Source organism: Klebsiella sp. K5-45 (assembly GCF_030128605.1).
GTDB classification, from domain to species: domain Bacteria; phylum Pseudomonadota; class Gammaproteobacteria; order Enterobacterales; family Enterobacteriaceae; genus Klebsiella; species Klebsiella quasipneumoniae.
The window spans coordinates 118121-132780 of record NZ_JAKUZW010000003.1; the positions used below are offsets into that span (position 1 = coordinate 118121).

Consider the following 14660-nt stretch of genomic DNA (forward strand, 5'->3'; position numbering starts at 1 on the left):
GGCTTAACGCCACTGGTACAGCAGCGGCTCCCCGGCGACATAGCGCTGAAGATCGGCGGCAATCATCGCCGTGTGTTTGGCGATACTCTCCCGGGTGGCCCCGGCGATATGCGGCGTGATAATCACGTTATCGAACTCGGTGACAAAAGGGTGATCGCGCCACAGCGGTTCGCGATGATACACGTCCAGCGCCGCGCCGCCCAACGGGCCGTGACGCAGAGCCTCAATCAGCGCCGCTTCGTCGACCACCGCCGCGCGGGAGGTATTGATCAGCAGCGCGCCGGGCTTCATGCTGTTTAACAGCGCCGCATTCACCAGCCCGTCGCTGTGCGGCCCGCTGCTCAGATGCAGGCTGACGATATCCGCCTCTCGGAACAGCGCCTCCAGGGTGGTTTTCTGTAGCCCTGGCTCATTGATATCCTCTGCGGCGACGAACGGATCCACCACCCGCACCGCCATGCCGAACGCCCGGGCGATACGCGCCACCCGGCGGCCAATGTTGCCATACCCCACCAGGCCCAGCGTTTTATTGCGCAGTTCACTGCCCTTAAACACTTCATAGGGGCTTTCCGGACTCACGTCCCAGACCACATCCCGGCGCAGCCCCTGCTGGGTGGCGGCGGCGGCATTGTCAGCCTGCGTGAATTCCCCCCGCTTCAGCGCCGCATGGGATTGCGGAATATGGCGCGCCAGGCTGAGCATCAGGCCAAGCGTCAGCTCCGCGGCGGCATCGGCATTGCGCCCCGGGGTGTAGAGTACCCGGATGCCGCGCGCCTGCGCGGCCTGGGTATCGATATTCACCGGATTCGCGCGGGTACAGGCGATCACCTGCAGGCGCGGACAGGCGGCCATCACCGCATCCGTCACCTCATCATAGCTGGTCACCAGCACCTCAGCGTCGTGGGCCAGCTCAATCAGCTGACCGGCGCTGAGTTTCGGTTTGCCCAGCGCCCACCCTTCCACCAGCAGCTCACCCAGCTGGTGGAAGGCGCTAAGGTCGCCAGCATGCTCGGCGGTAAAAACGATTTTCATGGTTGTACTTCCTGAGAAAGACGTTGAAGAGCGGCCTGCCTGGCCTGCCATACCGGCAGCATCTGCTCACGCAGCAGGCGATAAACGGGATACAGCGCCGCGTAGCGGGCATGCGCCTGAGGGCGCGGCTGATAGCGGGTCTGCGCCAGCGGAGGCGTCTCGGCCAGCGCCGCGACGCTGCGGGCCGCCAGAATCGCCGCACCGCGCGCGCTTAGTTCATTAAAGGCGCTGGAGACCACCGTGCGCCCGGTACAGTCGGCGATAATCTGCAGCCAGGTGGCCGAGGCTGCGCCGCCGCCGGTCAGATACAGCTCGCCGCCCTGGGGATAACCCTGCAGCGCATCGACAATGGCGAAGGCCAGGCCTTCAAACACCGCGCGCTGTAGTTCGGCGCGGGTGGTGTGCGGGCTAATGCCGATAAAGCCGGCCCGCGCGTCAGGGCTGTAAAACGGCGCGCGTTCGCCATTAAGATACGGCTGCCAGAAGACGCCGCCGCTGCCTGGCTCCACCTCCGCGATCGCCTGTTCCAGCCGACCCAGATCGGCGTCCAGCGAAATATGCTGCTGCAGCCAGTCAATGTTTGGCGTACCGGCCTGCATCGGAAACAGCGAGATCACCTGCCCGGCTTCGGTGTGAGTGACGAAGCGCGTCGCCTCGTTCACCGTCTGCGGACCGCGGCAAACGATTCCGGTACAGCAGGTGGTGCCGAGGATCGTGTAGATATCCCCTTCGTTGACCGCGCCGCAGCCCAGCGCTGCGCTACAGACATCCAGCGCCCCGGCGGCCACCGGCGTCGCGGCGGGCAGTCCGGTCAGCGCCGCCACCGCGTCGCTCAGCGTACCGGCCGGAGCGTCCGGGGCCAGCAGAGGGGGAAACAGCGGCAGCAGTTCGTCCAGCCCCATCTCGTTCATCACCACCGAGGACCAGCTGCCGCTCTGCTGATTGAGTAATGAGCTGCTGGCGTCCGTCAGTTCCAGCGCCGCCACGCCGGTCAGGCGAAAGCGGATCCAGTCCTTGGCGAAAAACAGATAGCGCGCGGCCGCCAGCCGCTCCGGCTGATACTGTTTCAGCCAGTACAGCTGCAGGCTGGTATTGCAGGGCTGCAGGTGGGTGCCGGTATCGGCGAAATAGCGGCGGTCAAAACCGGGCCGGCGCAGCAGTTCGCTCATCAGCTCGTGGCTGCGGGTATCGCTCCACAGGATCCCCGGCCCCACCGGTTCGCCCTGCGCATCGCTGAGCCAGACCCCCTCCCCTTGCCCGGCGAGGCCGATGGCCCGCAGCCGCCCCTCCTGCAGCGCCGGGTGGCGGGCAATCTGGCGCAGAATAGCCAGCACCGAATGCCACAGCTGGGTCATATCCTGTTCCGCGTAGCCATTGGCCGACAGGCGGGGGGAGGTGTTTTCCGCAGCGCTGGCGCGCGCGGTGAAATGCTGATCAAACAGCACCGCTTTCACCCGGGAGGTGCCGATATCGATACCAAGATAAAAATCCATACCTGCTCCGGCTCAGGGCTCGTAGCGGCGGCGCATCAGCTCGCACTCGAACAGGAACTCCAGCCCCTCCAGTTGCCGGCGGGCCTCCTGAATATCTTTCCCCCAGCAGGTCAGGCCATGTCCGCGCAGCAGAAAGCCGTAACGCAGCGGGCGGGTTTGCGCATAATCGGCAATCCGCGCCGCCAGGGCGTCAATATCCTGATCGTTATCAAAGATGGGGACCGGAACGGTATCGAGATGGCTGTGCTGCCCGCTGAGGGTTTTCTGCATTTCATACCCCTGCAGCGCCAGCGTGTCGCTTTTTTCGATGCGCGACAGCACGGTGGCATTGACGGTATGCACATGCAGCACCACGTTGGCCTCCGGGAACAGGCGGTAGACCAGGGTGTGCAGGCCGGTCTCCGCCGACGGTTTCCGTCCGGAAGGGGCCTGATTGGTGGCGATCTCCACCTGCAGAAAATCCTCGGTCGTCAGGCTGCCTTTATCGCGGCCCGACTCGCTTAGCCAGCACCAGGTATCATCCTGACGCACCGACATATTGCCGCCGGTCGCCGGCGCCCAGCCTTTCGCGCCGATCCAATGACAGGTGGTGACCAGTTGCGCGAGTCTTTCTTGCCACATAGCAGTTCCTTAGGTTAGCGATGATTTGTTTAGCCGTCTAAATGGCTATTTATCCGATACTAACACCGCTAACCGGAGGGAACAATATTTCAGGAAACACACATAAGATAAATGGTTATATCATAAATGCATATTAAATAACCTTTATTCACAGCAATTTAACCAACCGCAGTGAATCCGCTACGATCCCCTGCTGCCTGGCGCCACAACGCTGGCGGATTGTGCTGGCTGAAATTCTCCTTCTGCGCCAGGCATGCCGTCGCCGCCCTCCTCTGCCCCGGACTGGTGCAAAACATGGCAGGATGCACACTAAAATGGCATTACTCCTCCTGAATCCCTCAATAACCGTGCACATTGCACACTATGCGCTATTCCTCATGCCCGGTTTTTCCTGGCACATCTCTTGCTACTTCCGGCAATCACCGCTCATCTACCAGCCAGAGGTTCCAGGATGTCAAACAGCAATGATTTTCCCCTCGTCGAAGCGCCTGTCGCCGGACGCAAAGGCGTATTTTCCATCGCCATGGTGTTATTCAGCTTTACCTTTTTCACCGGCACGATGTTTGCCGGCGGCAAACTCGGCGTCTCCTTTTCCATCGTCAATCTGCTGTGGATAGCCGTCATCGGCAACGCCTTGCTGGCTCTCTATGCCGCATCGCTGGGCTGGATTGCCGCGCGCAGCGGCCTGAATACGGTGCTGATGGGCCGGTTCTGCTTCGGGGAGATCGGCAGCAAGCTGGCCGATTTTATCCTTGGCTTTGCCGAGCTGGGCTGGTACGCCTGGGGGACCGCCACGGTCGCTATCTCGCTGGTGAAGATCCTCGCCCTGCCCGAGGCGCTGACCCAGCCGCTGATGGTGCTGTTTGGCATTCTGTTCTGCGTCACCGCGCTGGTGGGCTACAAGGGGCTGGACGCGCTGTCGCGCCTGTCGGTGCCGCTGATGTTCGTGCTGCTGGTGGTCTCCATGTATCTGGCGCTGCACCACGCGGGCGGCTGGCAGGCGATGACCCGCATTACACCGAGCGACACCATGACCTGGTCGGCGGCCATCACCATGGTCTTTGGCACTTTCGCCAGCGGCGCCACCCAGGCGACAAACTGGACCCGGCTGGCCAACTCCAGCCGGACCGCCATTCTCGCCAGCATGGGCAGCTTCCTCATCGGCAACGGGCTGATGATCGTCGCCGGCGCCTGGTGCGCCATCGTTTATCAACAGGCCGATATCGTCGAAGTGCTGATCCTGCAGGGGCTATCAGTCGCCGCGGTGATCATGCTGTGTCTCAACCTGCTGACCATCCAGGGCCCCACCATCTATAACGTCTCCGCCGCCGCCTGCCATCTGCTGCGCAGCGAACGCCGCCGCACGCTGACCCTCGCCGCCGCCGGGGTGGGCATTGTGCTGGCCATTGGCGGAATGTACGAAATGCTGATCCCGTTCCTTGTGCTGCTGGGCAGCATTATCCCGCCCATCGGCGGGGTGATTCTCGCCGACTACTGGTTCGCCCGCGGCGGGCGCTATCCCCTGCTGCAGAACGCCTGCCTGCCGCGTTTTAACTGGCCGGGACTCGGCGCCTACGCCGCCGGCGCGGTGGTGGCTTATCTGTCACCGTGGATCGCGCCGCTGGTGGGGATCACCGTCTCCGCGCTGGTCTATATCGCCCTGACCATGGTCAGCAAACGTCAGCCTGCCGCCGTCGCGGAGCAAGAGCAATGAGCCTGACAGTCAGCGAACTGCTGGCCCTTGAGGGACTCTCCGCCCTGCGTTTGCGGGCGGGAAAGCAAGGGCTGCAGCGGGCGGTACGCTGGTACTACGTGGCGGAAAATGAGCATATCGCCGAGTGGATCATGGGCGGCGAGCTGGTCTTTATCACCGGCATCAACCATCCCCGGGATGAAGCCAACCTGATCCAGCTGCTGATGGAGGGCAAACAGCGCGGCATCGCCGGGATGGTGATCCTCACCGGCGAGGCCTATATCCACGCCATTCCCGCCACGCTGATCGCCCTCGCCGACGAGCTGGGCATTCCGCTGATCGAGCAGCCCTACCTGCTGAAGATGGTGATTGTCACCGAGCGGGTCGGCACCGCGCTGGTCCGCAGCGAAAACGCCCTGCAGTCGCAGCGCGACATCCTGATGCAGCTGGTCACCGGCGACTATCCGGACCTGCAGATGCTTCACCAGCGCGCCCTCCACCAGCAGCTCGATTTTACCCGCCCGCTGCGGCTGGCGGCGCTGCGCCTGGAGGGGCTGTCCCGCCTGTTTCGCCAGTTCCCGCCCGAACAGGCCGAAGCCTGGCTGCAGCAGGCCCACCGCAGCGTGCGCCAGCAGCTGCAGCAGCAGCTCAACCAGCAGGGCAACCCCTTCCCGCTTCTGGAACGCAGCAACATGTTCCTTTTCCTGTTGCCGGATGAGGAGGGGGAAGACTTTCAGCAGAAAAAGTGGCTGCAGCAGTGGCTGCAGACGCTGGCGGAGGGGGAAGAGCGTTTGTCACTGCTCTGCGGCCTCTCGGCGCCGGTCAGGCAGCTGCAGGGCTACCCGCGGGCGTTGTCGCAGGCGCGCCAGGCGCTGGATCTGTGCGAAACCCTGCGGCCGACCCAGCGCATCAGCGACTATCAGCAGTTGGGGTTTATCAAACTGCTGTCCGCGGTCAGCGACCCGGCGCTGCTCAACGATTTTATGCACGACACCCTGGGCTGCCTGATCGAGCCGGGCCGTAAAGCGCCGTGGCTGCTGCTGGAGACCCTCGAGACGCTGCTGCAGGAGAACGGCAACGTGGTACGAGCCGCCGACCGGCTGGGTCTCCATCGCAACACCCTGCATCAGCGCATACAGCGTATTGAAAAACTGACCGGCTACCCGGTCAGCCACCCTCAGTTTCATCTCAACGCCTCGGTCGCGCTGGTGATCTGGCGTTTATCGCAAAACCATTTACAGGACCAACCATGAAAATTGTTAACGCCCGCCTGCGCCGCCAGGAGGCGCTGTTTACCCTTGAGCTGCAGGACGGCATCATTCGCGGCATGACCGCCCAAACCGCGATGCGGACCGCCGACACCGGGGATATCGACGCCCAGGGTCGGCTGGCGATCCCGCCCTTCGTCGAGCCGCATATCCATCTTGACGCCACCCTAACCGCGGGCGAGCCGGAGTGGAACCGCAGCGGCACCCTGTTTGAAGGCATCACCCGCTGGAGCCAGCGCAAAGCGAGCATTACCCCGGAGGACACCCGCCAGCGGGCGCTGAAAACCATCGGCATGCTGCGCGATTTCGGCGTTCAGCACGTCCGGACCCATGTGGATGTCACCGACCCGTCGCTGGCGGCCCTGCAGGCGCTGCTGGCGGTGAAACAAGAGGCCGCCGATCTCATCGATCTACAGATTGTCGCCTTTCCGCAGGAGGGGATCGAATCGTATCCCAACGGCCGGGAGCTGATGACGCGCGCCATCGAGATGGGCGCCGACGTGGTGGGCGGCATTCCGCACTATGAGAATACCCGCGACAAAGGGGTCAGCTCGGTGATGTTTTTGATGGACCTCGCCCAGCGCTATGGCCGCCTGGTGGATGTCCACTGCGATGAAATCGACGATCCGCAGTCGCGTTTCCTCGAAGTGCTGGCGGAAGAGGCCCGGGTGCGCGGTATGGGGGCGCAGGTTACCGCCAGCCACACCTGCGCGATGGGCTCTTATGACAACGCCTACTGTTCGAAGCTGTTTCGCCTGCTGAAAGCCTCGGGGATCAACTTTATCTCCTGCCCGACCGAAAGCATTCATCTGCAGGGCCGGTTTGACAGCTGGCCGAAACGGCGCGGCGTCACCCGGGTGGCGGAGCTGGATCGCGCCGGCATCAACGTCTGCTTTGCTCAGGACTCGATTCAGGATCCGTGGTATCCGCTGGGGAATGGCAATATCCTGCGCATTCTGGATGCCGGACTGCACATCTGCCATATGCTCGGCTATGACGATCTGCAGCGCTGTCTCGACTTCGTCACCGACAACAGCGCCCGGGCGCTTTGTCTGGGCGATAACTACGGCCTCGCCGAAGGCCGCCCGGCTAACCTGTTGATCCTCGATGCGGAAAACGACTACGAGGCCGTCCGCCGCCAGGCGCGGGTGCTGACCTCCATTCGCCACGGCAAGGTGATTTTGCAGCGTGAGGTGGAGCACATCCGCTATCCGGCATAAGGCGCAAGGCGCTGCGCGTCGGCGCCTTTCTGTGATACCTTTTCAGGCAGTGTGCGTGACCGACGCCCGTCCGGGCGTCGGCTTCCTGGAAAACAGACGGCGCGAAACGACGATGAGCGATAAAAAATGGATTAAGGCCGAGGACGTGGCCAGACTGGCCGGGGTCTCGCGCTCGGCGGTCTCCCGCACCTTCACCCCCGGCGCCTCGGTGTCGGAGAAGACCCGGCAGAAGGTGCTGAACGCCGCGGAAGCTCTGGGCTATCAGGTGAATATCATCGCCCGGACGATGATCACCGGCAGCAGTAATTTTATCGGCATCGTCACCGCCGGTTTCGACAACCCGTTTCGCAGCAAACTGCTGGCGCCGCTGGTCCATCAGCTGGCGCTCAACGGCTTTATGCCGCTGCTGATGAACGCTGACGATCCGCAGCAGCTCGCCCCTTCGCTTAAGCAACTGCTGAGCTACCACGTCGCCGGGGTGATCATCACTTCCGGCGCGCCGCCGCTGTCGCTGGCAGAAGAGTATCTGGCGCGCAAGATCCCCGTCACCCTGATCAACCGTCATGCGGATCTCGCCGGCTGCGACCGGGTGTGCAGCGATAACGCCCAGGGGGCGAAGCTGGTGGCGGGCTTGTTCAGTCGTCGAGGCTGGCGGCAGGTTGGCTTTATAGGCGAAAATCGCGAGAACTTCAGCACCCGCCAGCGTTATGACGCTTTCATCGCGCAGACGTCGGGCATGACGGTGACCAGCCGCTTCTGCGACGGCGGCGGCTATCAGGCTGGCTACCAGGCTGCCAGAGAATTCGTTGCTGAAAACCCCGGGGTGCAAGCGCTGTTTTGCGCTACCGATATGCTGGCGCTGGGCGCCCAGGACGGCCTGCGGGACGCCGCTGCCCCGCTGCCGGCCATCGTCGGCTTTGACGATATCCCGCAGGCGGACTGGCAACCCTACCAGCTTACCACCATTCAGCAGAATACCGCCCTGCTGGCCCACCACGCGGTGGATCTGTTAATGACGCGGATCGCCCGCTTCAGCCTGCCCTCGCGCCATCGCGAAGTGCCGGTGAAATTAATTATTCGTCAAAGTGCGAAATGAAAAAATCATTTTATGCTGGAGCGATCACAGAATCTTCTGCGAAACCCGGCCACACTCATTCGGCCCTTCGGGGCTGTTTTTTTCACGCAAAATGCACACGTGTGCAAAATAGGGAGTCAATATGCAATCTCAGGAATCAGAAGCGCTACAGGCCCGCTACCGCCTGGCCTGCGAGCTGGCGAAAGCAGGGGCTGAGCTGGCGTTTGAATACTATCAGCAACGCGAAGCGCTGACCGTCGACCATAAAGGCGACGACCTGCAGGACGTGGTCAGCGTGGCCGATAAGCGGGTGGAGGCCTTTGTGAAACAGCGCATTCAGAGCGCGTTTCCGGAGGATGGCTTTCTCGGCGAAGAGAGTGGCGCCCGCCTGCCCGACGCGCGAGTGCTGTGGGTAGTCGACCCCATCGATGGCACCAGCTGTTTCCTCAACGGCCTGCACACCTGGTGCCTGTCGCTGGCGATCGTCGCCGACGGCGAACCGGTCATCGGCGTGGTCTACGACCCCAACCATCGCGAGCTGTTTCACGCCCTGCGGGGTCATGGCGCCTGGCTCAATGACGCCCCGATCCGTCCGCACCCCGCGGCGACGGTCAGGGAGGGAGTGATGGGCGTCGGCACCTCGCATCGCGTCACCCCGGCGGACTTTCTGCCGTTTCTGCAGGCGCTGCTCAGCGACGGCGGCATGTTTATCCGCAACGGCTCCGGCGCGCTGATGAGCGCCTGGGCGGCGGCAGGCCGGTTGATTGGCTACTACGAGCCGCACATGAACCCGTGGGACGCCCTGCCGGGGCTGGTGCTGATGCGCGAAGCGGGCGGCGCCAGCAACGATTTTCTGGCGCAGGAGGGGATCCAGCGCGGCAACCCGCTGCTGCTGGCCAGCTCAACGCTCTACCCGCAGCTGAAAAAGATGATCCCACAACCATTACATTAACCCTTACGGGTCAGGCTATTTCTGATTATGTACTCTACACAGTAACGATAACTTCATTCACGGACGAACCACATCAATCAGTCAGGCCTCCGACCTGCGGAGAACCACCTATGTCTGGAATTATCGCTTTTTTCCGGGCGTCGCCGCCGAAAGCGGGCGCCGCGTTTGATGAACAGCGTTTTCGCCGGGTGCGCTGGCAAACCTTTATCGCCATGACCCTGGCCTACGTCACCTTTTACGTCTGCCGGTTATCCTTCACCGTCGCCAAAAGCGCGCTGGTGGAGTTGGGGATCACCCCGACGGAGCTCGGCATGATCGGCTCCACTCTGTTCTTCAGCTACGCCATCGGCAAGCTGGTCAATGGCTTTATCGCCGATCACGCCAACGTGGTGCGCTATATGAGCCTCGGTTTATTGCTCAGCGCCGGGATGAACCTGATGATGGGGATGACCACCAACGCCCTGCTGCTGGCCATCTTCTGGGGGATCAACGGCTGGGCGCAGTCGATGGGCGTCGGCCCCTGCGCGGTCTCGCTGGCGCGCTGGTACGGCGTTAAAGAGCGCGGCACCTTCTATGGCATCTGGTCGACGGCGCATAATATCGGCGAGGCCGTCACCTATATGGTGATCGCCGCGGTGATCGCCGGGTTTGGCTGGCAGATGGGCTACCTGTCCACCGCCGCGCTCGGCGCCGCCGGCGTGGTGCTGTTGGTGCTGTTCATGCACGATTCGCCGCAGAGCAGCGGCTTCCCGTCCATCAACGTCATCCGCGATGAACCGCAGGAGGAGGTCGAAGCCCGCGGCTCGGTGTTTAAAAACCAGCTGCTGGCGCTGCGCAACCCGGCGCTGTGGACCCTCGCCCTCGCCTCCGCCTTTATGTACATCGACCGCTACGCCGTCAACTCCTGGGGGATCTTCTTCCTCGAGCAGGATAAAGCCTATTCCACGCTGGAGGCATCCGGGATTATCGGCGTCAACGCCATCGCCGGCATCGCCGGGACCATCATTGCCGGCATGCTCTCCGACCGCTTTTTCCCGCGCAACCGCAGCGTGATGGCCGGGTTTATCAGCCTGCTGAACACCGCCGGCTTCGCCCTGATGCTCTGGTCGCCGCACAATTATTACACTGATATTCTGGCGATGATTATCTTCGGGGCCACCATTGGCGCTCTGACCTGCTTCCTCGGCGGGCTGATCGCCGTCGATATCTCCTCGCGCAAAGCGGCGGGGGCCGCGCTCGGCACCATCGGCATCGCCAGCTACGCCGGCGCCGGCCTGGGCGAGTTTCTCACCGGGATCATTATTGATAAAACAGCTATCCTTGAGAACGGCAAAACGCTGTATGATTTCAGCACGTTGGCGCTGTTCTGGGTGGGTACCGGTCTGGGTTCCGCGCTACTCTGTTTTACCACTGCCGCCATCTCGCCCGGCGCCATGCCGTCGAACGGCAGACCTCGTTCTCCTCATAACCGATTAACGAATTAAGGAAGAAGATATGATGCCTGCAAGACATCAGGGGCTGTTACGCCTGTTTATCGCCTGCGCGCTGCCGCTGCTGGCGCTGCAATCAGCCGCCGCCGCAGACTGGCAGCTGGAGAAAGTGGTGGAGCTTAGCCGCCACGGCATTCGTCCGCCGACGGCCGGCAACCGGGAAGCCATCGAGGCCGCCACCGGACACCCATGGACCGAGTGGACCACCCATGACGGCGAGCTCACCGGTCATGGCTATGCCGCCGTGGTCAACAAAGGGCGTGAGGAAGGCCAGCACTATCGCCAGCTCGGCCTGCTGCAGGCGGGATGCCCGACGGCGGAGTCGATTTACGTGCGCGCCAGTCCGCTGCAGCGGACGCGGGCGACCGCCCAGGCGCTGGTGGATGGCGCCTTCCCCGGCTGTGGCGTCGCTATCCATTACGTCAGCGGGGATGCCGATCCGCTGTTTCAGACCGACAAGTTCGCCGCCACGCAAACCGACCCCGCCCGCCAGCTGGCGGCGGTGAAAGAGAAGGCCGGGGATCTGGCGCAGCGTCGGCAGGCGCTGGCGCCGACTATCCAGCTATTGAAACAGGCGGTTTGCCAGGCCGATAAGCCCTGCCCTATCTTCGATACCCCATGGCAGGTCGAGCAGAGCAAAAGCGGGAAGACCACTATTAGCGGACTGAGCGTGATGGCCAATATGGTGGAAACGCTGCGTCTCGGCTGGAGTGAAAACCTGCCTCTCAGCCAGCTGGCGTGGGGCAAGATCGCCCAGGCCAGTCAGATCACGGCCCTGCTGCCGCTGTTAACGGAAAACTACGATCTGAGTAACGACGTGCTGTATACCGCGCAAAAACGCGGGTCGGTGCTGCTCAACGCCATGCTCGACGGCGTCAAACCAGAGGCGAGTCCGAACGTACGCTGGCTGCTGCTGGTGGCGCATGACACCAACATCGCCATGGTGCGCACGCTGATGAACTTTAGCTGGCAGCTGCCGGGCTACAGCCGGGGGAATATCCCGCCGGGCAGTAGCCTGGTGCTGGAGCGCTGGCGCGACGCGAAGAGCGGTGAACGCTATCTGCGGGTCTATTTCCAGGCGCAAGGCCTCGACGACCTGCGTCGTCTGCAGACGCCGGACGCGCAGCACCCGATGCTGCGTCAGGAGTGGCGTCAGCCGGGCTGCCGTCAGACCGACGTCGGTACGCTGTGCCCCTTCCAGGCGGCCATCACCGCGCTGGGTCAGCGTATCGATCGGCCCTCCGCCCCGACGGTAGCGATGGTCCTGCCGTAGCGGCGTTTGCCCGGGCCAGGGAAAGCCGTTTTTTCCAGGCCCGGCACGGCGTCCGTTATCCGTTATCCGGCGCAAACGCCCCGGCGGAGACCTGCGCCGGGGTGACCACCCCGCTGTCCAGCACCCAGCCGCTTATCAGCCCAGCAGGCGTGACATCGAACGCCGGATTGTACACGGCGGCCCCGGTCGGCGCCCACTGTACCGCGCCAAAGCTGCCCGCCACTCCGGTCACTTCGGCCGCGGCGCGCTGCTCAATGGGAATGGCCGCCCCGTTCGGGCAATGGCGGTCAAGGGTCGTCTGCGGCGCAGCGACATAAAACGGGATCTGGTGGTAATGGGCTAATACCGCCAGGGAATAGGTGCCGATTTTATTCGCCACGTCGCCGTTGGCGGCGATGCGGTCGGCGCCGACCCACACCGCATCCACCTTCCCTTGCGCCATCAGGCTGGCGGCCATTGAATCGGCGATCAGCTGATAGGGCACGCCCAGCTCGCCCAGCTCCCAGGCGGTTAAACGACCGCCCTGCAGCAGCGGCCGGGTTTCATCGACCCACACGCTGGCCACTTTTCCCTGCTGATGCGCCAGCGCAATGACCCCCAGGGCGGTACCTACCCCGGCGGTCGCCAGGCCACCGGTGTTGCAGTGGGTCAGCAGTCGACTGTCGGGCTTCACCAGCGCACTGCCCGCCTCAGCGATGCGGTCGCACAGCTGTTTATCTTCTTCGACCAGACGCAAGGCTTCCGCTTCCAGCGCCTGCGTGTAATCCGCCCGGGCCAGCGCCTGCTTCATGCGATCCAGATTATTCATCAGGTTGACCGCCGTCGGCCGCGCCGCGCGCAGCGTCTCCAGCGCCAGCTGGAGTTCATCCCGGCTAAGGCCGCGCTGGGCCAGCAGGGCCAGCAGCAGGCTGGCGGACAGGCCAATCAACGGCGCGCCGCGCACCCGCAGGGCGTGAATATGGTCCACCAGCAGCGCAACGTTATCCGCCGCCAGCCAGCGTTTTTCCTGCGGCAAGGCCTGCTGGTCGAGAATAAAAAGCTGATTTTCACTCACCCGCAGGCTGGTGGTCTGTAATGTCTGCATGTCGTTAAATCCCTGTTGCGTTGTTGTATCACATTGTGTCAGGATGGAATCCAGAAGTATAGACGTCTGAACGGCTTAATCAGAATTCGAGGATCGAGGCAATGTCGCAATACCATACCTTCACCGCCCATGACGCCGTGGCTTACGCGCAGCAGTTCGCCGGCATCGACAACCCATCTGAGCTGGTCAGCGCGCAGGAAGTGGGCGATGGCAACCTCAATCTGGTGTTTAAAGTGTTCGATCGCCAGGGCGTCAGCCGGGCGATCGTCAAACAGGCCCTGCCCTACGTGCGCTGCGTCGGCGAATCCTGGCCGCTGACCCTCGACCGCGCCCGTCTCGAAGCGCAGACCCTGGTCGCCCACTATCAGCACAGCCCGCAGCACACGGTAAAAATCCATCACTTTGATCCCGAGCTGGCGGTGATGGTGATGGAAGATCTTTCCGACCACCGCATCTGGCGCGGGGAGCTTATCGCTAACGTCTACTACCCTCAGGCGGCCCGCCAGCTTGGCGACTATCTGGCGCAGGTGCTGTTTCACACCAGCGATTTCTATCTTCATCCCCACGAGAAAAAAGCGCAGGTAGCGCAGTTTATTAACCCGGCGATGTGCGAGATCACCGAGGATCTGTTCTTTAACGACCCGTATCAGATCCACGAGCGCAATAACTACCCGGCGGAGCTGGAGGCCGATGTCGCCGCCCTGCGCGACGACGCCCAGCTTAAGCTGGCGGTGGCGGCGCTGAAGCACCGTTTCTTTGCCCATGCGGAAGCGCTGCTGCACGGCGATATCCACAGCGGGTCGATCTTCGTTGCCGAAGGCAGCCTGAAGGCCATCGACGCCGAGTTCGGCTACTTCGGCCCCATCGGCTTCGATATCGGCACCGCCATCGGCAACCTGCTGCTGAACTACTGCGGCCTGCCGGGCCAGCTCGGCATTCGCGATGCCGCCGCCGCGCGCGAGCAGCGGCTGAACGACATCCACCAACTGTGGACCACCTTTGCCGAGCGCTTCCAGGCGCTGGCGGCGGAGAAAACCCGCGACGCGGCGCTGGCTTACCCCGGCTATGCCTCCGCCTTTCTGAAAAAGGTGTGGGCGGACGCGGTCGGCTTCTGCGGCAGCGAACTGATCCGCCGCAGCGTCGGACTGTCGCACGTCGCGGATATCGACACTATCCAGGACGACGCCATGCGTCATGAGTGCCTGCGCCACGCCATTACCCTCGGCAGAGCGCTGATCGTGCTGGCCGAGCGTATCGACAGCGTCGACGAGCTGCTGGCGCGGGTGCGCCAGTACAGCTGAGTGCGGCCTGTTTTCCCTCACCCCGGCCCTCTCCCACAGGGAGAGGGAGCAAGCCCTAAAAAAGTGCAATTTTCTGGGATTGCCCGGCGGCGCTGCGCTTGCGCGGGCCTACAGATAACCGCATAACGGTTTGATGTTGCAGTCTTTCGTAGGCCGGG

General features: G+C 63.0%; 11 protein-coding genes and 1 pseudogene. 8 read left to right on the forward strand and 4 right to left on the reverse strand.

Going from position 1 to position 14660, the window contains the following annotated elements:
* Positions 1 to 3 precede the first annotated feature (3 nt).
* Genes MKS11_RS07290 through MKS11_RS07300 form a run of 3 tightly spaced genes read right to left on the reverse strand, consistent with a single transcriptional unit; the run spans position 4 to position 3146 of the window.
* On the reverse strand, positions 4 to 1032 hold the full coding sequence (locus MKS11_RS07290) for a 2-hydroxyacid dehydrogenase (protein ID WP_004885809.1): 1029 nt from the start codon (positions 1030 to 1032) through the stop codon (positions 4 to 6).
* Positions 1029 to 2525: an FGGY-family carbohydrate kinase gene (locus tag MKS11_RS07295; RefSeq protein ID WP_004885807.1), complete on the reverse strand. Its 1497-nt coding sequence runs from the start codon at positions 2523 to 2525 to the stop codon at positions 1029 to 1031. Before MKS11_RS07295 ends, MKS11_RS07290 begins: the two co-directional genes overlap by 4 nt.
* A 12-nt stretch (positions 2526 to 2537) precedes the next feature.
* On the reverse strand, positions 2538 to 3146 hold the full coding sequence (locus MKS11_RS07300) for a methylthioribulose 1-phosphate dehydratase (RefSeq protein WP_004885806.1): 609 nt from the start codon (positions 3144 to 3146) through the stop codon (positions 2538 to 2540).
* A gap of 451 nt (positions 3147 to 3597) precedes the next feature.
* On the opposite strand from MKS11_RS07300, the gene codB reads away from it, so the two are divergent.
* From codB to MKS11_RS07335, 7 genes and pseudogenes are all read left to right on the forward strand, one after another.
* Complete coding sequence (codB, locus tag MKS11_RS07305; protein ID WP_087771316.1) at positions 3598 to 4860, forward strand: cytosine permease; 1263 nt, start codon at positions 3598 to 3600, stop codon at positions 4858 to 4860.
* On the forward strand, positions 4857 to 6092 hold the full coding sequence (locus MKS11_RS07310; protein WP_049093803.1) for a PucR family transcriptional regulator ligand-binding domain-containing protein: 1236 nt from the start codon (positions 4857 to 4859) through the stop codon (positions 6090 to 6092). The genes codB and MKS11_RS07310 overlap by 4 nt, the downstream gene beginning before the upstream one ends.
* Positions 6089 to 7327: a cytosine deaminase gene (codA, locus tag MKS11_RS07315; RefSeq protein WP_032455710.1), complete on the forward strand. Its 1239-nt coding sequence runs from the start codon at positions 6089 to 6091 to the stop codon at positions 7325 to 7327. Before MKS11_RS07310 ends, codA begins: the two co-directional genes overlap by 4 nt.
* A 145-nt stretch (positions 7328 to 7472) precedes the next feature.
* Complete coding sequence (locus tag MKS11_RS07320; protein ID WP_074186556.1) at positions 7473 to 8423, forward strand: LacI family DNA-binding transcriptional regulator; 951 nt, start codon at positions 7473 to 7475, stop codon at positions 8421 to 8423.
* A gap of 121 nt (positions 8424 to 8544) precedes the next feature.
* Positions 8545 to 9354, forward strand: coding sequence for an inositol monophosphatase (locus tag MKS11_RS07325; RefSeq protein ID WP_043521680.1), 810 nt, complete (start codon positions 8545 to 8547; stop codon positions 9352 to 9354).
* 110 nt (positions 9355 to 9464) lie between these two features.
* Positions 9465 to 10822, forward strand: a pseudogene (locus MKS11_RS07330) (MFS transporter).
* Between the two features lie 26 nt (positions 10823 to 10848).
* Positions 10849 to 12117, forward strand: a complete 1269-nt coding sequence (locus MKS11_RS07335; protein WP_284109460.1) for a histidine phosphatase family protein — start codon at positions 10849 to 10851, stop codon at positions 12115 to 12117.
* Between the two features lie 55 nt (positions 12118 to 12172).
* Here the strand turns inward: MKS11_RS07335 and mtnA are convergent, their stop codons facing one another.
* Positions 12173 to 13201 (reverse strand): S-methyl-5-thioribose-1-phosphate isomerase, encoded by a 1029-nt coding sequence (gene mtnA, locus MKS11_RS07340; protein WP_032455706.1) that lies wholly within the window; start codon positions 13199 to 13201, stop codon positions 12173 to 12175.
* 101 nt (positions 13202 to 13302) lie between these two features.
* Here mtnA and mtnK point away from each other — a divergent pair, with 101 nt between their 5' ends.
* Complete coding sequence (mtnK, locus tag MKS11_RS07345) at positions 13303 to 14502, forward strand: S-methyl-5-thioribose kinase (protein WP_004151657.1); 1200 nt, start codon at positions 13303 to 13305, stop codon at positions 14500 to 14502.
* Positions 14503 to 14660 lie beyond the last annotated feature (158 nt).